The organism is Seramator thermalis (assembly GCF_004138125.1).
Lineage (GTDB): Bacteria > Bacteroidota > Bacteroidia > Bacteroidales > Dysgonomonadaceae > Seramator > Seramator thermalis.
Genome location: NZ_RXHS01000005.1, coordinates 200,926 through 223,840, shown reverse-complemented (window position 1 = coordinate 223,840; position 22,915 = coordinate 200,926). Strand labels below are relative to the sequence as shown.

The window sequence follows — 22,915 nt, the reverse complement described above, 5'->3', positions numbered from 1 at the left end:
TGATATTCACTATATTTGTATCACTAACGATATAAAAAACAAGCTATGAATATCCTTGATTTTGCTGTAAATTACCCCGATGAGGAAACTTGTCGGAAAAAATTCAAAGAACAAAGAGACCAAATGGGAGTCACGTGCCGTCATTGTAATTGTAAAGAACACTATTGGCTTGAGAACAAGCAGGCCTATGAATGCAAGCGTTGCCATGCACGCCAAACCTTGCGTTCGGGTACTGTCATGCAGCATTCGAACCTTCCTTACCGTTATTGGTTCGTTGCCATGCACCTGCTCACGGCCACGAAAGGGTCTTTCTCCACGGCAGAATTGCAGCGTCAATTAGGACACAAGCGTTATCAACCGATATGGGAGATGGTCAATAAATTGCGCGACGTGATGGGCAAACGAGACGATGAGTACATGCTCGAAGGAGCCATCGAGTTGGACGATGCTTTCTTTTCTACCGAGATATCCCTTGAAGACAGGGATAAACCATTGAAACGAGGCCGAGGCAGTCAGAAAAAGACCAAAGTATTGGTAATGGCCGAAAGCAAAACGGTTGAAAACCCCAAAGCAGGTAAGAAGCCCAAGAAGGTCAGGTACCTGAAAATGAAAGTGATCAGCGACCTGAAGTCCGAAACAATTACAAAGAATGTCAAAGACCACGTTGAAAACACAGCGGATTTAACGACCGATGATTCGACCTCTTACACGAAATTAAAAGAACATGTCCATTCGCATACGGCATCTGTCATTCCTAACGAGGAACTTCCCAACGTGCTGCCTTGGGTGCATACGGCAATCAGTAATGCCAAACGACAGCTCTTGGGTGTGTATTACAAAATAAAACCCGAATATTTACAATACTATCTCAACCAGTTCTGTTACAAATTCAATAGGCGTTACTTCGGGGAAAAACAGTTTGACAGGCTGCTCATAGCCGCCGTTACTTACACCCCCGATTTCAAATCAAGAATTTATAATAGGAACAGTTGCGGATAATCATAAAATTAATTTTTCATGTATCAATCTTTAATACTCCTTATTCTTTGTACCGTCTAAGCGGGGTTTTTAACAAAAATAATTCTCTCAATTTTTTACTTTTCTGGTTTTTTTCATTTGTAAACCAGCCCTTCGTGGAGCAAATGAGTAAGTCAAGCTATTTTTCCAAAAACCCGACAGGGATTTAGCTTGATGTCTCATTTGATACATGTTCCTTTGTTTACAAATAAAAAAATCATGCGCTTAACCGGAACACACTTTCCGGCGTTCGTCTTCCAATCCCCTGGTTGGTTTTCTCTTTGTTGTAATGATTCATAAACCATCTGAGGCCTTTCCAAAGAGTGGTACCGTTTTCTGCCGGAAACGGGTAAACGTAATCCTGTTTCAATGTTCTCCAAAACCGTTCAATATAGATGTTGTCCGTTGCCCTGCCACGGCCATCCATGCTGATGCCGATTCCAAGTTCATTGAGCCTGTTTACCCATCCCGGGCTGGTAAACTGACTCCCCTGATCTGAGTTGATGATCTCAGGCACACCATGCTCTTGCATTGCTGCCTCAAGTACTTCAATCACGTTTTCTCCATGCAGGCTGTTATGAAGGCCCCAGCCAACAATAAAACGACTGTACACGTCTATGATTGCCGTTAAATACATGAAGCCCTTGTCCATGGGTATGTACGTTATGTCAATCTCCCAGACCTGGTTGGGGTGGTCAATATTGAGATTACGCAGCAGATAGGGATAGATATACCCGGCCAGTCCCAACTTGCTCAAATTCCGCTTTGGATATTGAGCTGTTATCCGGGCCTTACGCATGAGTCGTCTCACCCGCTTGGGATTGACCAGAAAACCCGGTGCAAACAGGTAGTCTTGCATTTGCAGAACTCCGTAAGTGGGATGATCATGATGGTACTTATCCATTTTCTTCATAATCTCAAGATTCTCATCACTTTCACCTTTTGGCAAATAGTAAAGACCGGATTTGCTGATCACCAGTAGATCACATTGACTCTGGAGGCTTATACAATCATCTTTCGAAACAAGGATTCGACGTTCCATTATTCCAAGCCCAACTGTTTCGACTTTTTTTTTAGCCAGTCACGTTGCATCTCTAGTTCTCCAATTTTTGCATAGAGCTCTCTCCGCTCTTTTTCAAAGTCTGCTTCATTCTTGGGGCCATGCTTCAAGAACAACTCTTCTGAACGCTTCAAAAACTCATTTTTCCACGTAGATATTACAGTGGGGTGAATACCATAACGGGCACTTAATTCGTCGGCCCTTAAAAAGTATTCAATAATCTATATTACAGTAAAATAGTATATATTTTTCTTGGTTAATTTTGCAAGTTTTCGTAAATTTGAGATATAAATCTTGCAGAAAATCATGCTGGCAAAACAACAAGATCGCTCACAACACTCATTGTTCTTTTCACTGGAAAGCACATTGAATCATAAGCACCCGCTATTCATTCTGGCCAATAAAATTGATTGGGAGATGTTTGAAAGAGAATTCTCACCCTTGTATTGTCCCGATAACGGACGTCCGGCTAAACCTATTCGCCTGATGGTGGGATTATTGATCCTGAAACATGTTCGCGATCTCTCTGATGAAAGCGTGGTGGAACAATGGAGTGAAAACAATTATTACCAATACTTTTGCGGGGAACAGGAGTTTCAAGCTCGTGTACCTTGTGAAGCGTCCGAGTTGGTTCATTTTCGTCATCGCATCGGCAAAGAGGGTATGGAGCTGATCTTAAGGGAGAGCATCCGCATCAATGGTAAAGATTCGAACGATAAGGACGTTTATATCGACACCACTGTCCAGGAGAAGAACATCACCTTTCCCACGGATGATAAGCTGGCAAAGAAAATTATTAAAAGGTGCTGGAAGATGGCCGACAGGAACGGTTTGGAGTTGCGCCAGAGTTACAGGCGGATCCTAAAAGATCTTTCCTACGACCAACGCTTCCGCAATCACCCACGAAACAAGGGTAAGGCCAGGAAAGCGGATAAGAAAGTGCGTACCATAGCCGGACGGCTGGTACGCGACGTGGAAAGGAAACTGGGCACTAGGGTTGATGTTTACCGGGATGAATTGGAATTGTACAAGCGGGTACTGGCCCAGAAGAAGAAAGACAAGAACAAGATTTATTCCCTGCACGAGGTGGATGTGCAATGCATCAGCAAGGGAAAAGAGCATAAACTGTACGAGTTTGGAAATAAGGTATCCATCACACGAACCGGGACCGGTGTAATTGTAGGTGCACTGAGTTTTAGAAATGAATTTGACGGACACACGCTGGACAAGGCTATCGAGCAAGTGGAGAAGTTGACGGAAAGAAAACCCCGAAACGGTATCTGCGACAGGGGGTACCGGGGAAGAAGTAAAGTTAGGGATACACTCATCCACATTCCCAAATCCTTTTCAAAAGCTGTGAGTGCGTATCGAAAGAATAAAGAGAGAAAGTACTTCCGCAAGCGGGCAGGTATTGAGCCGGTAATCGGTCACCTGAAAGAAGATCATCGTCTCTCCCGCAATTACTACAAGGGAATTGTCGGAGATGAGATCAATGTGATGCTCGCAGCCGCCGGATTCAACTTCAAAAGGATGATGAACAAGTGGAAGTCATCTTTTTGGCTCTTCTTGGAAAAGATATTTTTGTTCCTGAACAGGCAACTTGACCCAATCAGGGTTGGTATAATTTTACAAACCAGAGTAAAATGGGCTTTTTAAGGCTCGACTAATTCAGATAGGGTCTCCCGTTCTTTAATGGCTGCTATTGCAACCTCTGCCTTAAAGGCGGCTGAATGTTTTCTTCTTGACTTGTTCATATCACAAATATAAGCTTTTTTTATTTGCTTAGATCGTGGTACAAATTATGGGGTATATTATAATCATATTATGAGGCTAAAGTAGTAATTCCACAAACGCTATCGAAAATAAAAACATTCAATAGACAAAAATGTTTAAAAACAAGATTTTATTATTACCGGCGGCACGGGTTCATTTGGGAATGCTGTGCTGCGGCGGTTTCTCGATACGGATATCAAAGGTATCCACATCTTCAGCCACTAAGAAAAAATCTGAAATAAACTTTTCTATTCGACAGACAAAAAGGGGAAATGAAAATATCCATTATTACAGCTACATACAATAGTGAAGCCACCATAAAAGATACGTTGGAGAGCGTAAATGCACAAACATATCCCGATATTGAACATATTATTGTGGACGGGGCAAGTAAGGACAACACATTGGATCTTGTGAAAAAATACGGGAAAAGAGTGTCTCTAATCATATCCGAACCCGACAAAGGAATTTACGATGCGATGAATAAAGGAATAAAAGCCGCAACCGGTGACGTAATCGGAATATTGAACTCGGATGATTTCTTTACTTCAGAGGATGTAATATCAGCGATTGTTTTTGCTTTTGAAAATAATGATATCGATGCTGTATATGGAGATGTGCACTACGTAAATCCAGAGAATCTGAATAAGTGTGTAAGGTATTATTCATCTGCGGTTTTCAAACCCTCTTTATTTAAATTTGGCCTTATGCCCGCCCATCCCTCTTTTTATGTCAAACGAAGCTGTTACGAAAAATATGGCGTTTATTCACTGGATTATCAAATTGCTTCCGATTTCGATCTGTTAGTCCGTTTTCTACACATTCATAAAATAAAATACAAATATTTAAAAAAAGATTTTGTTACGATGCGGAATGGTGGAGTAAGCACAAAAAATCTGAATAGCAAAATGATATTGAACCAAGAAGGTGCCAAAGCATGTAAAAAATATGGGATTCGGACAAATCCACTTCTGATATCACTAAAATATCTATATAAAATTTTCGAAATTAGATAATGAATATTCTTATCACCGGCATTAACGGCTTTGTGGGTTCCAACTTCACCGAAAAGTGGAAAGGACATCATATTCTCTACGGGTTGGATATAAACCTATCTCCAAAAGATGGAGTGAAGGCAATATACGGTTGGGAGCAGCTAACAGAAATTCCTAAAACGGATGCGATTGTACATCTGGCAGGGAAGGCGCACGATACGAAGAACATGAGTGAAGCGCAGGTTTATTTTGATATAAACACTGGCCTTACACAGAAGATTTTCGATTATTTTCTGGAGTCGAGTGCGAGGAAATTCATCTTTTTCAGTTCGGTGAAAGCGGCGGCAGACAGCGTACCGGGTGAGGTGCTGACGGAGGATGTGGTGCCTGCACCGGTGGGTCCCTATGGGGAGTCGAAGATCAGGGCAGAAGAATACATAAGAGCCAAGATGCAAGAGCCAAGAGCCAAGACTAAGGATATTTATATTCTGCGCCCGTGCATGATTCATGGACCGGGAAACAAGGGAAATCTGAATCTGCTGTATAACGTGGTAAGCAAAGGGATTCCCTGGCCATTGGGTGTCTATGAGAACAGGCGTTCGTTTTGTTCCATCGATAATATCTCATACGTGGTGGAGCAATTGATCGTGAAGGAGAGCATTGAGAGTGGTATCTACCACGTTGGGGATGATGAGCCGCTGTCAACGAACGAACTGATCAGGCTGATCAGCGAATCGGTCGGGAAAAAGTCGCACATCTGGAGACTGCCGAAGGGCTTGATGAATGCCGCTGCTTCGGTTGGCGGGGCTTTGCACCTGCCGCTGAACAAGGAGCGGCTGCGCAAGCTGACGGAGAACTACGTGGTAAGCAACGCCAGGATTAAACAGGCATTGGGCATCGAAAAGATGCCGGTGTCGACACAGGAAGGGATGCGAAAAACGCTGGAAAGTTTTAGATAAAAGATAGAATGAATGCAATAACAACATATTTGTTCGTCACGGTTTTGCTGCTTGCAGCAGAACTTTTTTATTTCCGGATTGCGGAGCGGTTCAACATCATCGACAAACCGAACGAGCGGAGCTCGCACAACTACATCACCATTCGGGGTGGCGGCATTATCTGGTGGGTGGCGGCGTTGCTGTTCCTGTTGTTTCATTTCTCCCCAACTTCGCTCTGGTTCTTTGCCGGCATCACGCTGATAGCGGGTGTGAGCTTCTGGGATGATGTGAAGGGACTGGGACAGAAGGTACGCCTGCTCTTCCACCTGCTGGCCATGAGCTGCGCTTTTTACCTGGCGGGCGTTTTCGGAGCGTACCCCTGGTGGGCTATCTTGATTGGCTACGTGGTGTTTATCGGCATCGTGAATGCGTATAACTTTATGGATGGGATCAACGGAATCACCGGGCTCTACAGCATTGCGGTACTGGCATCGCTGCAATATGTGAACCTGTGGTACGGCAACTTTGTGCATCCTGACCTGATCCGGTTCCCGATGATTGCATCGGTGGTGTTCCTTTTCTTCAACTTCCGGAAAAGAGCGAGGTGCTTCGCGGGGGATGTGGGGAGCGTGGCCATCGCCTTCTGGATTGTGACGCTCTTGCTGTTGCTGATCATCAAAACGGAGAACCTGATATGGCTGGGTTTCCTGATGGTGTACGGGGTGGATGTGGTGATGACCATCCTGCATCGCATCTACCTGAAACAAAATATCATGGAGGCACACCGGCTGCATTTCTACCAGATACTGGCCAATGAATGTGGAATTTCCCACTTATGGGTGTCGATCATTTATTTTATCGTGCAACTTGCCTGTTCTGCTGCTATTATAGCCTTTTATCCCTCTATAGGTTGGGGAATATTCGTCATTCTGTCGGTAGTATTGGTTGTGATATACAGCCTAAAATTCAAGTTGATGAAACAACAGAAATCATAAACAAAAAAAGCTAAAACGCATGATCATAAACGAAGCATTGCTGAATGAAGTAACCGACAGAGCAAAAGCAAGTCCGCGACTGAGAATGAACTATAATCTGCACGACGCGCCGGAGGCCAAAGCACAACGATTGCTTAATGCTCTCGAACCGGGAACGGAATTGCCCATTCACCGTCATCAGCATACGGCTGAAACGTACATCGTGCTTCGAGAAGCTATTCGTGTGTTGTTTTACAACGATCGGAAAGAATTGACGAATACGTTCGATCTCGATCCAAAAAAGAAAACCTACGGCATCCATATCCCGAAAGGTCAATGGCACACGCTCGAGGTGTTGGAAAGCGGCATTGTCAATTTCGAAGTGAAGGATGGCCCGTATGCTCCCCTGCAACCGGAAGATATCCTGATACCGGTGCCATAGTCGTACCAATCGATATTTGCCGAAAGGATATTCTCGATAATATGGCACTGACCTGGGAGGTGACTCAGTTAGAGTCGCCTGACAGAGACATGCTCTGCATGGATATGTATGCCTCCATTTTGAGTAAGCTGTTCTCGTTGCAGTTGGAAGCCCGCAATTGGACGAAATGACCAACAGATGGATTGAAAGCAGCATAGAAATAAATGTGTTCTGGATGCATGTTTCGACAGTTGAAAACACCCAATGGAAAAATTTTGCGGAACTGAAAGCCGTTTACCCGAAAACGGACTATATAGGCAATGACCGTTATGTATTCAACATCAAAGGTAACAAATACAGGATTGTAACCATGATTCGGCATTGTTAATAAAGTATAGCTAAATCATTATTCCATTTAAACATTAATTGTTATGTATCATAAGATCGTTTACACTTCTAAGCGAGGAAAGTGTATCAGGAGTTCGTTTACGTTCTAATCAAGGGAATGTATCATAGGTTCGTTTACACAACCCCATGGGGTTGGCCGACTGTTAGGACAGTCAAAATATCAGGAGTTCATTTACACGTTGTTTATTTTGGAAGAAACATCGGGAAAGGGAAAATATGATAAACGATCTTAGGATATTTATCAAGTATGGCATTCGCATGCTGGAGGATGCAGCTGAAGCGTTGGGGGCTGAACACAAAGGACAGAAATGCGGTACCTTCGGTGAGTTTGCCTGCCTCTCCTTTAATGGCAACAAGATGATCACTACATCGGGTGGGGGTGCACTGGTGTGCCGTACGGAGGAGGAGGCAGAACGGACCAAGTTTTTTGCCACGCAGGCTCGAGATAAGGCGCCTGTAAACGGTAAATAAGAATGCAGCATTTTCGGTAATTTCGCGTGCAGCGTTTTTGGTAACAACACTGCAACACTTTCGGTAACAATAATGCAGCATTTTTAGTAACAATAGTGCATCAGTTGCAAAGATAATTTATTCGTTAATATTCTCATTCTATATTTTAGTTTTTTGTTCACTTTCTCTTTTCTGTTCTTTTTTAAAAATAGTTTTCCTGTTAGTCATACGATAACTGTTTCCGGACAGCTGCAAGAGCTCACATTTATATAAAATCCTGTCCAGTAGAGCCGTTGCCAGCACCTCGTCGTCAAGCGAACGTGCCCATTCTGCAGGTGATTTGTTTGTTGTGATTATAAGAGAGGTAGATTCATATATGCTGTTTATAAAAACAAAGAGAAGGCTTCCGTCATCACGGCTGACAGGTATATTCATCAGATCATCTATAACTATAACATCTGCAGTGGTAATATTTTTATAATCCTTTTTTGCACTGGCAACTATATCTTTCAGTTTCAATGTGGTCAGTATTTCATCCATGCTCCTGAAGTAGGCTTTATATCCCTTATCAATGGCATCTGCACAAAGACCGGCAGCAATAAAGGTTTTACCTACACCGCAAGGTCCGGTGAGCATAAGATTATAGCTTTCATCAATCCAATGCAGCTCCCTGAGCTGATTTAGCTGAGTAGTACTCAGACCGTTGGATATACTTCTGTCATATAGATCCAGATTATGTGCCAACGGAAGTTTGGCTGCTTTTAAGCGTAAAAGTTTCTGCCTTTCTTCACGTCCCTTTATTTCCATCTCCAGTATATGGCTAAGAAAATCATCATAACTTGGTGATTCCTGTTGTGCTTTGAGCAGGATATCCTGAGCATTGAGAGTCAATCCCGATAGCCTTAACCTCTTTGCGTATCCTCGTATGGCGGTTGTTTTATCTGCTGTCATATCAATTGTTTTTAAAAAGGTTTTGATACACATCAATGTCTGATCTGTTTGGCTTGATATTAACCATTAACTTGGTTTGCGGTGTTCCAAGTGGTTTAATCTCCACCTCTTCATTGATTTCAATAATAGGAGTAACCTGAGAGAGTATCGATTTGAAGTCGGTAGCACTGAAAAGTCCTTTACTCAGGCATAGATCAAGTGCTTTATCGCAGTCCTGCCGTGTATATTTTGCAAGGCAGTTAAGCATAACGGTCAGTTGGTCGCGTATATAACGGGGATAACGCTCTCTTAGCCTAGCAATGAAGGCCTCAGAACCGGATTTATCCGTGAACTGGCCCTGTACCTGATCGCTGAGTTTTTGGATGCTTGCCGATTTGTCACGCCGGTGATTATTATTGACAATGTTTTCACCACGACCTGCTGCAATCAGGTGCTTTGCCAAATGCTCTCCATTCATGGTTTTAATAATCAGAGAGCCATCTTTTTCATTCACAAGCACTCTGGTCTCTTCACCACGGTATGTGCCAAAGGGAAGCGAGTAAAGGTTTCCTTTATAACGGAGCTTGTTTGTGCTTAACACCTTATAACCTTGTTCAATAGCTGAAGAGGTTACGGGCATATAGGGTCGCAGATCTTTGCACTCTGAGCACCATACTTTGTAGGGAACCTTGCAGGTGGTATTATGAACCATTGCATTGCCGGTTCTGTTCAACCAGCTTTCTGCATCTTTATTAAGATTGTCAATGTTACTGTAAGACCTGTTTAGTAAAAAGTTCTGTTTGACATACTTGATAACGTTTTCTATTTTGCCTTTGCTTTCAGGATCTGCCCTCCGACAAAAGACAGGCTTAAACGGACGGCTCTTTACATAGCTGTCAAACACATCCGTCATGCGGTAATCTCCTATATTTTCATCATAAAGGAATACAGAGTCCTGATCATAAACGATAAACCCGGGTATCCCGTGAAAGAAACGAAAGGCAAGTTCATGAGCGTAAACTGCATTTTCACTGGTAAATGGTTTGTCCTGGAACCATATAAACTTGTAGCGGCTATATTCAAGTATCATGGCAAAGAAGTATACTTTTATTCTTGAGCCATCGCCTTTGCGCAGTTTGTATTCACCGAAGTCGACCTGTGCATATTTTCCCGGTGGAGTGTCGGGAAGAGGTCCATACTCGCGTTCATTTGCAGGTTTAAGTTTTGGAAGGTTATATTCTTGGCGGATCTTCATCACGTAATTGTAAACTGTTTTTGCAGATACGTCAGGTAATGAAGGATAGCGCTCTTTTAACCAGTCATGCATCTGTGCAGCAGGTGTATCTTGAAACAATTTAAGACGATCGACAATAAAATTTTTGTAAGGGTCAAGAGCACACTTGCGGTTGCTTATACTTTCGGAATACTTTTGAAACTCGCCTGAGTCCATGTCAAGATACTTTTGTACTGTTCTAAAGTTTATACCAAGATTATCGGCGATCCATCGCATTGATTTGTTTTGCTCGTGATAGAGCTTGTGAATGGTGTCGTGCATAATGTAACGGTTTAATAATTTTTTTTCCTTCTCTGTCATAATATCTTTGCATTTAAAATTATGACTCAAAGGTGGAATTAATTTAATAAAAAACGATGTATTGTTGTTACCGTTTTTGCTGCACCATTGTTACCATTTTTGTCGTACTATTGTTACCATTATTGCTGCACTGTGATTACCGATTTTGCTGTATTTCTAATTTCTTGTTACAGCGCCACATTACCAGCATTCGCACATTGGCTACAATTATCGGATGAGCAACATTTGCGCGGGCATCGGACGCGGACAGATGTATGTGCTGGAAGAGCACATTGCCCGAAGGAGAGCAATTAATCAGCTGTACCGAACGCTCCTGCACGATCTGCCCGGAATTACCTTTCATACCAATCCTAACAGCGATTTCAATTCGAATTACTGGCTGACGTGCATCGTCATCGATCCACAAGAAGCCGGGTTCACTCGGGAAGAGTTGCGTTTGAAAATGGAAGAAGAAAATATCGAAACGCGTCCGTTGTGGAAGCCCATGCACCTGCAGCCGGTGTTTGCCGATTGTCCTTATTACGGTGACAATACTGAAGGGAGGTTGTTCGACGACGGGCTCTGCCTGCCTTCGGGACCTACCCTCACCGACAAGGATATCGAACGCGTTGCCGACGTCATCAGGAATATGTATTAATGACTATTCTCTATTTTCTAATCCCGAAATTCATCCTCCGTTTGGTGTATGATATTAATTTTTGTTTTATATTTGTAAAAGATTAGAGAAGCGCAAATGAGAAAGTTAATTAAAGAGTACCTGTCGAACAGGGTATTGTCGCGTTTTTCGATACTGATTCTCGACGTAATCATGATTGTTTTCTCGTGCCTGCTGACGTATTTCTTGCGTTACGGCTTCGACGGATTCAGTACGAATGGGCGCATGGAGGGGTTTTGGATTACCCTGGTGCTGGTGGTATTCAACATGATCTTCTTTATGGTATTTCGCACCTTCAGCGGAATTTTACGTTTCTCGGCTTTTACCGACTTGCTGAAGATCGTTTATTCGCTTACGTTGGGTTACGGTCTGTCGTATATTCTGCTGAAAACGTTCTCGTTTCGTCATCCTTCATTCGGCATTTCGGAAACGCTGTTTTTCTCTACTTATGTGCTCAACCTGATGTTGATGGTGTTTTCGCGGATTTGCATCAAGGAGTTTTACGAATACGTGACACATCAGTCTAAAGCATTACAGAATGTGTTTGTTTACGGCACGAAAGAGGGGGGCATAAGCATCGCGCGCTCGCTGAATGGCAATCCCGAATTTAATTACCGCGTTGCGGGGTTTATTTCTGACGAAGTGCCGATGATAGGGAAAACGCTGATGGGGGTGAATGTGTATGCCAACGACGACAGGCTGTTTGACGTGATGGAGAAAAAGGGGGTGGATACGGTGATTGTGTCGCCTCAAAAAATTGAGGAGGTGATGAACTCGCCGCTGCTCGACCGGTTTTTCGAAAGGAACATTGCGTTGCTGACCACGCCGCCGCTGAGCGATTTGACGGGGGGACTGACGAGGAAGTCGCAGTTGCGGGAGATCGAGATAGAGGATTTGCTGCCGCGCGAACCGATACGGATAAACATGCAGCACATTGCTTCGCACATTGAGGGGAAGCGGGTGATGGTGACGGGTGCGGCGGGATCCATCGGCAGCGAGATTGTGCGACAGGTGGCGGTTTTTAATCCGTACACGATTGTTTTGGTGGATCAGGCCGAGACGCCGTTGAACGATATGCGGCTGGAGATGAAGGAGAAATGGTGTGAGGTGGATACGCAGATTTTTGTGGCGGATGTGGCGAATGGTTCGCGGATGAAACGGATTTTTGAGGAGACACGCCCACAGTATATTTTTCATGCAGCGGCTTACAAACATGTGCCGATGATGGAGGAGAACGTGTCGGAATCGATTCAGACGAACGTGTTGGGGACGAAGATCGTGGCTGACCTGGCTGTGGAATACGGTGTGGAAAAGTTTGTGATGATTTCGACAGACAAGGCGGTGAACCCGTCGAACGTGATGGGGTGCTCGAAGCGGATTTGCGAGATTTATATTCAGTCGCTGGCCAAGTACCTGCAGCGGCAGGGAGGACACTCGGTGCAATTCATTACCACGCGCTTCGGCAATGTGCTGGGGTCGAACGGTTCGGTGATTCCGCTGTTTAAAGAGCAAATACGCAACGGGGGGCCGGTGACGGTGACGCATCCGGAAATCATCCGTTATTTCATGACGATTTCCGAGGCGTGCCAGCTGGTGCTGGAAGCGGGCTCGATGGGCAAAGGCGGCGAGATTTACGTGTTTGACATGGGCAAGCCGGTGAAAATTGTGGATCTGGCCAAGAAGATGATCGGGCTTTCGGGGCACAAAGAGGTACAAATACGGTTCACGGGGCTGCGGCCGGGTGAGAAGCTGTATGAGGAGTTGCTGAACGTGGAGGAGTATACCAAACCGACGCACCACGAAAAAATTATGATTGCCGAAGTGCGGGAGTACGAATATGAAGTGGTGAAGAAGGAGATTGAGGAGCTGATTCAACTGTCGTATGAATATGACGACATGAAGACGGTGCGCAAGATGAAGGAGATTGTTCCGGAGTTTCACAGCCTGAATTCGCCTTACGCTTCGCTTGACAACGTGCCTTTTACCGCTACCTCTGACGCAGCTGCTACTTATCCTTCAAACGCTTCCCCGAAAACAACTTGGGGAGATGCCGCAACATACGCTACACCTGTTGCCGGTACCAACGAAGCTGCACACGACGCATCCCACTACTAAAACCCTTAAATCTCAACCCGTTCTCATCTCACTTCTTCCTAATCATCCCCAACCACCTACATACAAGCGGCAAATTAAAAGGTAAAAAATTATTTTTCCTACACGAAAATATCTACCTTTGTAGAAAATAATGCTTTGCTTAACAATCGAATTATTACTATTGATTTGTAAATAATGAGTGAACTTCAGAATAAATCGGAAATTAATTACGAATCGGCTCGATATTTGCACGACCGAGGGAGTTATCCATCAGTTGCTCATTGTGCTTATTATAGTTGTTATCAGTTATTACTTCATATTTGGTTTTATTCGTTAATGAAATCAGAAACTGATTTGAATTTTATCATAAATAAGCATAAAGAAAACAAAGCAAACATAGAAGGCAGTCACGAAACGCTGATTAACGAAATTCAAAGGTATATCAAAGAAAACAATCAGGACGATTTTCGCGTTATAAATGGAACAATAGGTCAATTAAGGAAATTGAGAATTTCTGCCGATTATAAAGATAAGAGTTTCTTACATAACGATAGTTTAAAAGCTATTGAGTTATCAAAAAAAATCAGACCTATATTAAAAAAATATTAATATGACATCAAGCGAATTCATTATATCAAAATTAAAATCGTTTATAACCGAATTTCCCGGAACTCGTGTTCGTTATGAACATGACGAAAAATCGAATACCCACTTTATTGAAGTTGTCCCTAACGAAGTCTATCATTTCGACAATAAGTACATTCAATGGGAAAGTAAGTTTTTTGACGAGTTCACTGAACAATTTCCTTCGGAAATCATCTGTTTTATATCGGATGATGCATTAGTTGGCATCGATAAAGTCGATTTTGAGATTAGAGGATCAAAATATTTTCCCACATATTCAACAAATGATCAAATTATAAAAATTTCTTTTGAAAAAAATACACAATATATTTTCAATTCTTTTCGAAAAAATGTAAGCATAAAATTTACCGATAATAATAATAACTTAACTTTCTTCCCTGATAATTTAGCATTAACCGTATAATTAAATGGAAAAAAAAGAAATTAATGAATTAAGTTCGGCTTTTCAAATTAACAATATATTATTAATTGAAAGTCGTTTTAAAAGAATACCCAATGTTACTTTTAACAATCCCGAAATAAAAAGAGAAATCACTATTGATATTGAAGTCAATGTCATCGAAAATAAAGTATCGGTGTCCGAATCTTTGTCCTTTAAACAAACATTCAAAGATGAAGAAGAGGTTTCTGCATTTATTAAAATGTTTGGAGATTTTGAAAAAAAAGATGATTCGCCACTAGACACAGAAGAATTCGGAAAAATAAATGGTTCTGCCATAATTTATCCTTATATAAGAGAGCATTTCTCGCAACTAACAGCAAAGGCCGGACTCGGACTCATTTTCTTGCCCCCGGTAAATTTCGTTAAAATGAAATCCGAATCACAAACCAAAATCTAATCACCATTCCCCTCACCATCATCTTGCAATCATTAAGCGTCCCACATTGTCACCCCGACCTTAAGCAACTACCGCCACCTTCATCATCTAATCTCCATCTGCCCACTACTAACTACAAGCTATCATTCTCATTCAGAAGTTGCGACTTATCAATGAAAAAGACGCCGAAAACTAAACATTTCTGTTTATATTTCATATCTTTGCCTAAAGAGTGAAAATATGAATAATCGCATTGAACTCATAAAAAAGAGATTCGCTGTTATCGATGACGAATAAAAATTTTCCTACAACGAAGCGGTATGCGTTTAAACGAATTTGAAATAGAAACCATCAAGGAACTTGCGGAGAAGCATTTCGGCGAGGGTACAACTGTTTATCTTTTCGGTTCGAGAACGGACGAAAATAAAAAAGGAGGAGACATCGACCTGTTCATAAGTAATGAAGATGAAAAGAGATTGAATATCGAGGCAAAAGTGCAATTTCTGGCAGAACTAAAGACAAAAATCGGTGACCGGAAAATAGATGTGGTTTTCGACAATGACTTTACACGGCAAAAAGAAAATTTTTATAGATCGATCATTCGAGATCGAGTAAAATTGTGATGAACTTTCAATTCGCACAAATATGCAAAAACTATCGGAGAAACGGGACAAACTGACAGAAGCGGTTCAGCTGTGCACGATTCACAGCGAACGTATGAGTTTTGCCCGGGAAAAAATAAAAATGCATTTTCCTCTCGATAAGGAAAAATACGAACATTTACAACCCGAAGAATTGAGTTATTTCAATCAGTTGATCTTTCGGTTTTCAAAACTTCAGGATAGTATGGGAGGGAAGCTGTTTCCCGCTATTCTCGAGAATCTGGGTGAAGATGTGCGGGAATTACCTTTTATCGACAGACTTGCAAAACTCGAAGAATTGAATGTGATACCGAATGCCGACGAATGGATGGTGCTTCGCGAAACGAGGAATATCGTTACCCACGAATATCCTTTTGTAACCGATGAGGTGATAGAAGGACTGAATCTTTTGGGGAAGCATTGTATGTTGATCCTCGATATTTGGCTTGATGTGAGGAATTTCATCGAAACCCGTTTCGGATGTTAATCGGCGAGAAAAGATCAGAAAATTAGTTCACGCAGAGGGGCGCAGATGTTGAACGCAGATAGGCGCAGAGGATTAGCGTTATTAGTGGAAAAGATCAGCGTAAATCTGCGAGAGAAAAATTCAGAAAAAACAGTTCACGCAGATAGGCGCAGATTGAAAACGCAGATGGACGCAGAAAATAAAAGTTAATCGGCGAGAAAAATATTCCGCATCATGACAGAAAACGAAATATCCTATAAAATTCGGGGAGCCATTTACAGGGTTTATAATAATGCCGGACCGGGATTGTTGGAATCAGCTTACGAATCGGCTCTGGCTTATGAACTTGCGAAAGAGAATCTTACCATCAGGACACAGGTCGGGCTGCCTTTTGTTTACGAAGGAATTGTAATGGATAATGGGTATCGGGTGGATATTCTGGTTGAAGATAAAGTGATTATTGAAATAAAGTCGGTGGAACAGTTGGCGGAAGTTCATTACAAGCAATTGTTGACTTACTTGAAATTATCCGGGAAAAAATTAGGGATATTGGTAAATTTCAATACAGATAACATCGAGGCTTCCATCAAAAGAATGGTGAATCGTTTAGAGAGATGAGGTAGGTTTGCTCGGAATCGGAGAGAAAAAAATACATCTCACGCAGAGGGGCGCAGAAAAAAAATCTGCGTAAATCGGCGAGAAAGAAATCAGCGTTGATCTGCGAGAGAAAAAAGATCAGAAAATTATTTCACGCAGATATTCGCAGATTGAAATACGCAGATGGACGCAGAAAGTCAGCGGAAATCAGCGAGAAAAATTAAAGGAGTAATCGCGCGATAAAATAAAGTCATAACAAATCGGTTTTTGCCGGGCCTTTAAGAGAAATTTATAATGCTTATCTTTGCATAAAGCTATATGCCAATCCGATAGAGAAGAACGAAAAATTCTTCATTACGAACATGGACAACAATGAAGGACAGAAGCGAAATAGTAAAACAAATTAAAGAAACGCTGCAGAGGGTAGCTCCCACAGCGCAGAGTTTTGTGTACGGAAGTCAGGCACGAGGAGATTTCAGGCCGGACAGCGATATCGACTTGCTGATTATTGTCGATGAAGATCGGCTATCGATAAAAGAAGAGCAGGAAATTACCATACCGCTTTATGAGATAGAAATGGAAACAGGTGTTCCTATCAGCGCAATGATTGTTTTGAAAAAGAACTGGGAAAAAAGACCGTTTAAAACACCTTTCCAAATCAACATTATGAATGAAGGCATCGTTTTATGAAAGAAAAAATGGATAAAAACAGCATTGATGCGTTAATCGGTTATAGGTGTCAACGATCGGACGAAGCTATTCAAGAAGCAGAATTGCTATGTCGGGAAGGTTTTTACAATGCCGCCGTAAACCGACTATATTATGCTTGTTATTATGTTATCTCAGCGCTCTTTCTCAAAGATGACATTGAAGCGCATACTCATAGTGGCATGAAAACTCAGTTCGGTATGCATTACGTTAAAACCGAAAAGATTTCTATTAATCAGGCATCCATCTATTATACTCTTTTTGAAAAAAGGCACAGTGGTGATTACGATGATTTTATTTATTTCGATCATGAAATGACGCAAGAATTAATCGCATTAACGAAAGAATTTACTTCAACGATTAAAGAAATGGTTACTAAATCACGAGAATAAATATCAGCAAGAAAGAAAAAAATACATCTCACGCAGATGGACGCAGATTGAAAACACAGATATTCGCAGATAAAAACACAGAGGGGCACAGAGAATTAGCGTTATTAGCGAGAAAAGATCAGCGTGAATCTGCGAGAAAGAAATAGATGGGTTCACGCAGATGTTCGCAGATTGAAAAACGCAGATGGACGCATTCGTAATTCTCATTTTTCCAATTCTTCATTTCTGACATCATAACACCTCCCCGCCTTCGGCGGTACTCCTTTTACCTTAAGAGAAGAGTTGTTGTGGGGAATATTTGGGTGTCGGGGAGGGAAATTCAGAAAAAGTATTTCACGCAGATGATCGCATAAAATTAATGTTATCAGCGAGAAAAAGATAGGTTCACGCAGATAGGCGCAGATGGAAAAGCGCAAAGATGTTAAGAAAAACATCGCCTAACCGGCTCTAATATTTAGTTGCATCGTAATTGGTTGGACATATACAGGATACTGCACTAATGGAGGAACAACAATTGACGGTTGAAGTTCGGTAGAAAAAACGTCGCAAAATAAACATCTCTGTTTATATTTCATATCTTTGCCAAAAAGACAATAGTATGTACAATCGCATTGAACTCATAAAAGGAATTCATCCCGGAAAACTTATTGAAAGGGACTTAAAGAAAAGAGGAATAACAAAGCGAACTCTGGCTGTGAAGACGGGTGTTAAGTACCAGACAATAGACGAAGTTATCGCCGGGAAATGCAATTTGACTAATGACCAGGCAATGAAAATTGAAAGTTTCATGGGTTACGACAAAGGCTTTCTGTCGCAACTACAAACTTATCACGATATTAAACAAAATCAAAACCAAACGAATTCAAGAATGCCTCCCCAAACGGCTCCTCATATCCGAAGAATAGTTTTTTGGGATACGGATATGGATAAAATTGATTGGAAAAGAAATAAAATAGCTGTTATCAGTAGAGTGTTGGAGAGAGGGAATAAAAAAGAAATAGACGAGATCACCCGATATTATCAACTAAAGGAAAGCGATTTGATGAAGTTTAAACCAAGATTTCTTCGATCGACCGAGATAGCGACAAAAGATGACCAATAGAAATTTTCCAATATTGCATTATGAAACGGTTACGCCATTATTGAAAAAGATTCTTCACGAAATAATGGAAAATCCGATTTTCGATCCCTTTTATTTGGTTGGGGGAACATCGCTGAGTTTACGTTTAGGGCATAGAAAATCTATTGATATCGATTTGTTTACCAATGCTCCCTATGGGAGTTTGAACTTTAAAGATTTCGAGAAATATTTCTACGATAAATACAATTATTATGATTGTTTGGATAAAACGGAACTTGTAGGTTTAGGACGGTCATATTATATAGGAGAATCGGAAGATGACAGCGTGAAAGTAGATTTGTTTTATCACGATGAAATAATCGACCCTTGCGAGGTAATAGAGGGTATTCGTATGGCAAGTTTTCCCGATATAATTGCTATGAAAGTAGATGTTATTTCACGCGGAGGCCGCAAAAAAGATTTCTGGGATTTGCACGAACTGTTAGATCATTATTCCTTACCTGAAATGCTTGAATTTCATAGGCAAAGACATGAATATACCCATGATAGGGTACAAATTCTCGATTCATTTAGAAATTTCGCTTTTGCCGATGACGATATGGATCCGATTTGCTTAAAAAATAAAATATGGGAATTGATCAAATTGGATTTTGATGAGTTGGTAGAAAAGGTACAATAAATCACCTGTCTTGAATAAAGCTCTAATAATCAATCGATAATGGTTAGTGGATAATTTGCAGATTGAAGGATTTACCGATTTGTAAATTCTTTATAAGTATTGCGAGAGAAAGAAAAAATACATCTCACGCAGGGGAGCGCAGAGGATTAGCGTTATTAGTGGAAAAGATCAGCGTAAATCTGCGAGAAAAAAAGATCAGAAAAATAGTTCACGCAGATAGGCGCAGATTGAAAGCGCAGATGAGCGCATTCGTAATTCTCATTTTTCCAATTCTTCATTTCCGACATCATAACACCTCCCAGCCTTCGGCGGTACTCCTCTTATCTTAAGAGGGGAGCAATTATGGGTTACACCATCTAAACCGTCCCCTTAAGATAAGGGGACAAGCGCTGCCGCCAGGCAGTGCAGGGGTTATGATATTTCTGACTTCTAACTTCTTCACTTCTCCTATATTATCCATTATTATTTGTCAATTGTCAATTCATTCATAACACCTCCCCGCCTTCGGCGGTACTCCTCTTACCTTAAGAGGAGAGTAAATTATGGGATCCTCACGTAAACCGTCCCCTTAAGATAAGGGGACAAGTACTGCCGCCAAGCAGCACAGGGGTTATGATATTTCTAACTTCTTCACTTCTCCTATATTATCCATTATTATTTGTCAATTGTCAATTCATTCATAACACCTCCCCGCCTTCGGCGGTACTCCTCTTACCTTACGTGAAATATTTTCAGCCATTCATCTCCGTAGCCTCGAACCCCACCCTCTTCACGGTTTTGACGATATCTTCGGGCATGAGCGATTCGGTTTCGACAGTGAGAATCTTGTCGGGACTATCGAGATCGACGTTCCATGAGGCAATACCCTCCTTTTGATTGAGAGAGGGAGTAACTTTTGCCAGACAATTTGAACAATTGATATTTGTTTTAAATCTTAGGGTTTTCATTTTGCTATATTTTTTTAAAAAATTCTGTTTCGTTTTGACCGAACGACACGATATCGTCTCGGGAATAACTTCTGTTTGTAAAATCAGATGCGTTTCGATTTTAGTCGAAGGCTGTTGGACACAACACTCACCGAGCTGAGAGCCATAGCAGCTCCGGCAATCATCGGATTGAGTAAAAATCCGTTTACGGGATAGAGCAAGCCGGCAGCAATCGGAATGCCGATAACATTGTAAATAAACGCCCAGAAGAGGTTTTGACGAATGGTCTTGACCGTTTCGGCCGACAAACGGATTGCTTTCGGAATTTTGGTAAGATCGTTTGAAATAATGGTCATTTTGGCCACATCCATAGCGATATCGCTACCCTTGCCCATCGCAATGCTCACATCTGCCTGCGCCAGCGCCGCGCTATCGTTGATGCCGTCACCCACCATCGCTACCTTTTTACCCTGCAGCTGAAGCTCTTTTACCAATTGCAATTTTTGCTCGGGGAGTAGATTCCCTTTCACGTTTGCGATGCCCAGTTGTTTGCCGAGTTCGGCGGCTACTCGTTCGTTATCGCCCGTAAAGATAGCCACTTCAATGCCCATCTTATGCAATTGAGCTACGGCTTCTATCGAGGTCGGTTTCACCTTATCGGTAATGGAAATCACGCAAAGCGCTTTTTCGGACGAAGCAAAAACAGAAACGGTATGGGCAGAAGCAAGTTCCTCATCGATTCTCGATTGCAAATCGGGAGGTATGTGGACGTGTTGCGACTGAATATACGCAACACTCCCAACAAAATATCGCTCTACGCCGCCGTAAACACCTTCGATCCCTTTCCCACTTTGATGTTCAACCGAGACATCGTTGAGCAGGGAGGCATCCTCTTTGATGGCGGCAACCACAGCTTCAGCCAATGGATGTTCGGAACGTGATTCGATACTGTACAAAATATCGCGATGAATGCTCGTAGCGTCGGAAGTCCATATCATATCGGCAACACGCGGCTTTCCCTCGGTAATGGTTCCCGTCTTGTCGAGTGCCACAACATCCACATCTTTCGCTTGCTCGAGACTTTCGGCATCTTTAATCAAAATACCTTCGTCGGCAGCTTTGCCGATGGCCACCATGATGGCAGTAGGCGTAGCTAACCCCAATGCACAGGGACAGGCAATCACCAGCACGGTTACCAGCGAAAGCAGTCCGTAAACGAAGCCGTTGTTGCCTCCGAAAATCAACCACGCAACAAAACTGATAACGGCAATACCCATGACCACCGGCACAAAAACCGCGGCAATTCGATCCACCAAGGCTTGAACGGGAGCTTTGCTTCCCTGTGCCTGATCCACCGTTTGAATGATGTGGGCGAGCAAGGTATCTTTACCTACCTTTTGTGCACGAAACGAAAAACTCCCTTTCTGATTGATCGTTCCGGCAAACACCACGGCACCGGGAAGTTTTTCGACCGGCACAGGTTCACCACTGATCATACTTTCGTCCACAAACGAATTTCCTTCGACGACAACACCATCGACGGCGATTTTTTCTCCGGGCTTCACCAACACAATATCATCTATCATCACATCCGCAATGCCTGTCTCTACCGGTTTGCCGTCGCGCATGACGGTAACCGTCGAAGGTTGCAAACCCATCAGTTTGCGAATGGCATCCGAGGTATTTCCCTTAGCTCGATCTTCCAGCAATTTTCCTAAAAGAATAAACGCGACGATAACCCCCGAAGCTTCGAAATAGACATGCGCTTCGAGACCCTGTTTTTCCCAAAACTGAGGGAACAGCGTATTGAACACGCTGAAAAGATAGGAAATGCCCGTACTGAGGGCCACGAGTGTGTCCATGTTGGCCGAACGATGTTTTGCCTGCCTCCACGCACCTATGAAAAAGCGACGACCGAAAACGAACAAAATGGGAGTAGCCAATATCCACATAATATAATTTGCATAGGGAATATGCATGAAAAACATGCCGATCAGCACCAGCGGAATCGAAAGGCTGATTGCCCAGACTGTTTGCCTGCGAAGTTTGCGATAGTTTTCGGCATGAAGATGCTCTACATTTTCGAAGGATGATTCGGCTTCATCGATCAACAAATCGTAACCGATATCCTGAAGAGCGGTTTTCATCGCTCGCGGAGTCACTATATCAGGCAGATATTCGATATTGCCCTTTCCATTTCCGTAGTTTACGGAAGCATCCAAAACACCGGGAACATACGACAAAATGTTTTGTGTGCTCGATGCGCAAGAAGCGCACGTCATGTTGAGCACCGGATAAGTTGCATGTCGGGAAAGCACTTCACCTCCCGCCCGGCGAATCCGCGATACGAGCCCTTGAACGATTTCGGCAGCATCATCGACATACTTTTCGGAAACGGAAAACGAGAGTTTCGAATTTTTTTCGTCTATGTGTAAAGATTCGATTCCGTTCACTTCCTGAAGATTATTTCGAGAGAAATCGGGAAGTTTAAGCAACTTTATTTGAAAGGTTTTAACGTCTTCATTCATAACACAGAAAAAACAAATATAGGTGTTTGAGGTTCATATTCTCGCGTTAAAACACCCTAAAAGAAAAAAATACCGTATTTTTGCAGGTGAAGTAAACCATGCCGGCAACAACGATCGGCAAGATA

General features: G+C 42.4%; 25 protein-coding genes and 3 pseudogenes. 22 read left to right on the top strand and 6 right to left on the bottom strand.

Translation table 11 applies throughout. The features are described 5' to 3' along the window. The first annotated feature begins 45 nt into the window (after positions 1–45). Positions 46–999: an IS1595 family transposase gene (locus EJN84_RS06200; RefSeq protein ID WP_129594594.1), complete on the top strand. Its 954-nt coding sequence runs from the start codon at positions 46–48 to the stop codon at positions 997–999. 235 nt (positions 1,000–1,234) lie between these two features. On the opposite strand, the gene EJN84_RS06195 is transcribed toward EJN84_RS06200, so the two are convergent. Continuing rightward, on the bottom strand, positions 1,235–2,059 hold the full coding sequence (locus EJN84_RS06195; protein WP_129594593.1) for an IS3 family transposase: 825 nt from the start codon (positions 2,057–2,059) through the stop codon (positions 1,235–1,237). Further along, the gene (locus EJN84_RS12225) at positions 2,059–2,211 is read right to left on the bottom strand and encodes a hypothetical protein (RefSeq protein WP_165004111.1); all 153 of its coding nucleotides are present in this window, start codon (positions 2,209–2,211) and stop codon (positions 2,059–2,061) included. The genes EJN84_RS06195 and EJN84_RS12225 overlap by 1 nt, the downstream gene beginning before the upstream one ends. Before the next feature lie 172 nt (positions 2,212–2,383). Here EJN84_RS12225 and EJN84_RS06190 point away from each other — a divergent pair, with 172 nt between their 5' ends. The 9 genes and pseudogenes from EJN84_RS06190 to EJN84_RS06155 form a co-directional block, all read left to right on the top strand. Beyond that, the gene (locus EJN84_RS06190; protein ID WP_238943946.1) at positions 2,384–3,733 is read left to right on the top strand and encodes an IS5 family transposase; all 1,350 of its coding nucleotides are present in this window, start codon (positions 2,384–2,386) and stop codon (positions 3,731–3,733) included. Between the two features lie 229 nt (positions 3,734–3,962). Then, a pseudogene (locus tag EJN84_RS06185) lies at positions 3,963–4,069 on the top strand (polysaccharide biosynthesis protein); the annotation flags it as partial. A 53-nt stretch (positions 4,070–4,122) separates the two neighbouring features. Then, the gene (locus tag EJN84_RS06180; RefSeq protein ID WP_129594592.1) at positions 4,123–4,866 is read left to right on the top strand and encodes a glycosyltransferase family 2 protein; all 744 of its coding nucleotides are present in this window, start codon (positions 4,123–4,125) and stop codon (positions 4,864–4,866) included. Beyond that, entirely contained in the window at positions 4,866–5,804 is a 939-nt protein-coding gene (locus EJN84_RS06175; protein ID WP_129594591.1) for an NAD-dependent epimerase/dehydratase family protein, read from the top strand. Before EJN84_RS06180 ends, EJN84_RS06175 begins: the two co-directional genes overlap by 1 nt. Before the next feature lie 8 nt (positions 5,805–5,812). Continuing rightward, on the top strand, positions 5,813–6,778 hold the full coding sequence (locus EJN84_RS06170) for an MraY family glycosyltransferase (protein WP_129594590.1): 966 nt from the start codon (positions 5,813–5,815) through the stop codon (positions 6,776–6,778). Between the two features lie 19 nt (positions 6,779–6,797). Then, complete coding sequence (locus EJN84_RS06165) at positions 6,798–7,199, top strand: WbuC family cupin fold metalloprotein (RefSeq protein ID WP_129594589.1); 402 nt, start codon at positions 6,798–6,800, stop codon at positions 7,197–7,199. A 41-nt stretch (positions 7,200–7,240) separates the two neighbouring features. Beyond that, complete coding sequence (locus EJN84_RS12440; RefSeq protein ID WP_262707346.1) at positions 7,241–7,369, top strand: hypothetical protein; 129 nt, start codon at positions 7,241–7,243, stop codon at positions 7,367–7,369. Next, a complete protein-coding gene (locus EJN84_RS06160) occupies positions 7,366–7,566 on the top strand; it encodes a type II toxin-antitoxin system HigB family toxin (RefSeq protein WP_129594588.1) in 201 nt (66 codons plus the stop codon). The genes EJN84_RS12440 and EJN84_RS06160 overlap by 4 nt, the downstream gene beginning before the upstream one ends. A 263-nt stretch (positions 7,567–7,829) precedes the next feature. Further along, positions 7,830–8,042: pseudogene (locus EJN84_RS06155) on the top strand (DegT/DnrJ/EryC1/StrS family aminotransferase); the annotation flags it as partial. Positions 8,043–8,195: 153 nt separating this feature from the next. Here EJN84_RS06155 and istB read toward each other — a convergent pair. After that, complete coding sequence (gene istB / locus EJN84_RS06150) at positions 8,196–8,987, bottom strand: IS21-like element helper ATPase IstB (RefSeq protein WP_165004108.1); 792 nt, start codon at positions 8,985–8,987, stop codon at positions 8,196–8,198. A gap of 1 nt (position 8,988) precedes the next feature. Beyond that, positions 8,989–10,560, bottom strand: coding sequence for an IS21 family transposase (gene istA, locus EJN84_RS06145; protein WP_129594586.1), 1,572 nt, complete (start codon positions 10,558–10,560; stop codon positions 8,989–8,991). Between the two features lie 172 nt (positions 10,561–10,732). On the opposite strand from istA, the pseudogene EJN84_RS06140 reads away from it, so the two are divergent. The 12 genes and pseudogenes from EJN84_RS06140 to EJN84_RS06085 all read left to right on the top strand — a co-directional run. Next, positions 10,733–11,197, top strand: a pseudogene (locus tag EJN84_RS06140) (DegT/DnrJ/EryC1/StrS family aminotransferase); the annotation flags it as partial. Positions 11,198–11,293: 96 nt separating this feature from the next. Then, the gene (locus EJN84_RS06135; protein WP_129594584.1) at positions 11,294–13,330 is read left to right on the top strand and encodes a polysaccharide biosynthesis protein; all 2,037 of its coding nucleotides are present in this window, start codon (positions 11,294–11,296) and stop codon (positions 13,328–13,330) included. A 174-nt stretch (positions 13,331–13,504) separates the two neighbouring features. After that, on the top strand, positions 13,505–13,918 hold the full coding sequence (locus tag EJN84_RS06130) for a hypothetical protein (protein ID WP_129594583.1): 414 nt from the start codon (positions 13,505–13,507) through the stop codon (positions 13,916–13,918). 1 nt (position 13,919) lies between these two features. Then, a complete protein-coding gene (locus EJN84_RS06125; protein ID WP_129594582.1) occupies positions 13,920–14,357 on the top strand; it encodes a hypothetical protein in 438 nt (145 codons plus the stop codon). 4 nt (positions 14,358–14,361) lie between these two features. After that, a complete protein-coding gene (locus EJN84_RS06120; protein WP_129594581.1) occupies positions 14,362–14,793 on the top strand; it encodes a protein-export chaperone SecB in 432 nt (143 codons plus the stop codon). Between the two features lie 299 nt (positions 14,794–15,092). Further along, on the top strand, positions 15,093–15,395 hold the full coding sequence (locus tag EJN84_RS06115) for a nucleotidyltransferase domain-containing protein (protein ID WP_129594580.1): 303 nt from the start codon (positions 15,093–15,095) through the stop codon (positions 15,393–15,395). A 22-nt stretch (positions 15,396–15,417) separates the two neighbouring features. Beyond that, positions 15,418–15,900, top strand: coding sequence for a hypothetical protein (locus EJN84_RS06110; RefSeq protein WP_129594579.1), 483 nt, complete (start codon positions 15,418–15,420; stop codon positions 15,898–15,900). Between the two features lie 213 nt (positions 15,901–16,113). Beyond that, positions 16,114–16,497, top strand: coding sequence for a GxxExxY protein (locus tag EJN84_RS06105; RefSeq protein ID WP_129594578.1), 384 nt, complete (start codon positions 16,114–16,116; stop codon positions 16,495–16,497). 351 nt (positions 16,498–16,848) lie between these two features. Beyond that, positions 16,849–17,166 carry a nucleotidyltransferase domain-containing protein gene (locus EJN84_RS06100; protein ID WP_101487907.1) on the top strand — a complete coding sequence of 106 codons (318 nt, stop codon included), beginning with the start codon at positions 16,849–16,851 and terminating at the stop codon, positions 17,164–17,166. An 8-nt stretch (positions 17,167–17,174) separates the two neighbouring features. Then, entirely contained in the window at positions 17,175–17,576 is a 402-nt protein-coding gene (locus EJN84_RS06095; RefSeq protein WP_238943945.1) for a HEPN domain-containing protein, read from the top strand. 598 nt (positions 17,577–18,174) lie between these two features. Continuing rightward, positions 18,175–18,678 (top strand): helix-turn-helix transcriptional regulator, encoded by a 504-nt coding sequence (locus tag EJN84_RS06090; protein ID WP_101487904.1) that lies wholly within the window; start codon positions 18,175–18,177, stop codon positions 18,676–18,678. After that, positions 18,668–19,336 carry a nucleotidyl transferase AbiEii/AbiGii toxin family protein gene (locus tag EJN84_RS06085; RefSeq protein WP_129594576.1) on the top strand — a complete coding sequence of 223 codons (669 nt, stop codon included), beginning with the start codon at positions 18,668–18,670 and terminating at the stop codon, positions 19,334–19,336. Before EJN84_RS06090 ends, EJN84_RS06085 begins: the two co-directional genes overlap by 11 nt. Positions 19,337–20,067: 731 nt before the next feature. Here the strand turns inward: EJN84_RS06085 and EJN84_RS06080 are convergent. Both EJN84_RS06080 and EJN84_RS06075 read right to left on the bottom strand, forming a co-directional pair. Then, entirely contained in the window at positions 20,068–20,283 is a 216-nt protein-coding gene (locus EJN84_RS06080; protein WP_129594575.1) for a heavy-metal-associated domain-containing protein, read from the bottom strand. Positions 20,284–20,366: 83 nt separating this feature from the next. Then, positions 20,367–22,790, bottom strand: coding sequence for a heavy metal translocating P-type ATPase (locus EJN84_RS06075; protein ID WP_129594574.1), 2,424 nt, complete (start codon positions 22,788–22,790; stop codon positions 20,367–20,369). Positions 22,791–22,915: the final 125 nt, after the last annotated feature.

Coding starts and splice junctions, on each gene's coding strand:
- EJN84_RS06195 (WP_129594593.1), bottom strand. CDS start 2,059: ATGGAACGTCGAATCCTTGTTTCGAAAGATGATTGTATAAGCCTCCAG.
- EJN84_RS06180 (WP_129594592.1), top strand. CDS start 4,123: ATGAAAATATCCATTATTACAGCTACATACAATAGTGAAGCCACCATA.
- EJN84_RS06105 (WP_129594578.1), top strand. CDS start 16,114: ATGACAGAAAACGAAATATCCTATAAAATTCGGGGAGCCATTTACAGG.
- istA (WP_129594586.1), bottom strand. CDS start 10,560: ATGACAGAGAAGGAAAAAAAATTATTAAACCGTTACATTATGCACGAC.
- EJN84_RS06075 (WP_129594574.1), bottom strand. CDS start 22,790: ATGAATGAAGACGTTAAAACCTTTCAAATAAAGTTGCTTAAACTTCCC.
- EJN84_RS06085 (WP_129594576.1), top strand. CDS start 18,668: ATGACCAATAGAAATTTTCCAATATTGCATTATGAAACGGTTACGCCA.
- EJN84_RS06115 (WP_129594580.1), top strand. CDS start 15,093: ATGCGTTTAAACGAATTTGAAATAGAAACCATCAAGGAACTTGCGGAG.
- EJN84_RS06165 (WP_129594589.1), top strand. CDS start 6,798: ATGATCATAAACGAAGCATTGCTGAATGAAGTAACCGACAGAGCAAAA.
- EJN84_RS06135 (WP_129594584.1), top strand. CDS start 11,294: ATGAGAAAGTTAATTAAAGAGTACCTGTCGAACAGGGTATTGTCGCGT.
- EJN84_RS06160 (WP_129594588.1), top strand. CDS start 7,366: ATGACCAACAGATGGATTGAAAGCAGCATAGAAATAAATGTGTTCTGG.
- EJN84_RS06100 (WP_101487907.1), top strand. CDS start 16,849: ATGAAGGACAGAAGCGAAATAGTAAAACAAATTAAAGAAACGCTGCAG.
- istB (WP_165004108.1), bottom strand. CDS start 8,987: ATGACAGCAGATAAAACAACCGCCATACGAGGATACGCAAAGAGGTTA.
- EJN84_RS06170 (WP_129594590.1), top strand. CDS start 5,813: ATGAATGCAATAACAACATATTTGTTCGTCACGGTTTTGCTGCTTGCA.
- EJN84_RS06120 (WP_129594581.1), top strand. CDS start 14,362: ATGGAAAAAAAAGAAATTAATGAATTAAGTTCGGCTTTTCAAATTAAC.
- EJN84_RS06175 (WP_129594591.1), top strand. CDS start 4,866: ATGAATATTCTTATCACCGGCATTAACGGCTTTGTGGGTTCCAACTTC.
- EJN84_RS06130 (WP_129594583.1), top strand. CDS start 13,505: ATGAGTGAACTTCAGAATAAATCGGAAATTAATTACGAATCGGCTCGA.
- EJN84_RS06110 (WP_129594579.1), top strand. CDS start 15,418: ATGCAAAAACTATCGGAGAAACGGGACAAACTGACAGAAGCGGTTCAG.
- EJN84_RS06080 (WP_129594575.1), bottom strand. CDS start 20,283: ATGAAAACCCTAAGATTTAAAACAAATATCAATTGTTCAAATTGTCTG.
- EJN84_RS06090 (WP_101487904.1), top strand. CDS start 18,175: ATGTACAATCGCATTGAACTCATAAAAGGAATTCATCCCGGAAAACTT.
- EJN84_RS12440 (WP_262707346.1), top strand. CDS start 7,241: ATGGCACTGACCTGGGAGGTGACTCAGTTAGAGTCGCCTGACAGAGAC.
- EJN84_RS06125 (WP_129594582.1), top strand. CDS start 13,920: ATGACATCAAGCGAATTCATTATATCAAAATTAAAATCGTTTATAACC.
- EJN84_RS06190 (WP_238943946.1), top strand. CDS start 2,384: ATGCTGGCAAAACAACAAGATCGCTCACAACACTCATTGTTCTTTTCA.
- EJN84_RS06200 (WP_129594594.1), top strand. CDS start 46: ATGAATATCCTTGATTTTGCTGTAAATTACCCCGATGAGGAAACTTGT.
- EJN84_RS06095 (WP_238943945.1), top strand. CDS start 17,175: ATGGATAAAAACAGCATTGATGCGTTAATCGGTTATAGGTGTCAACGA.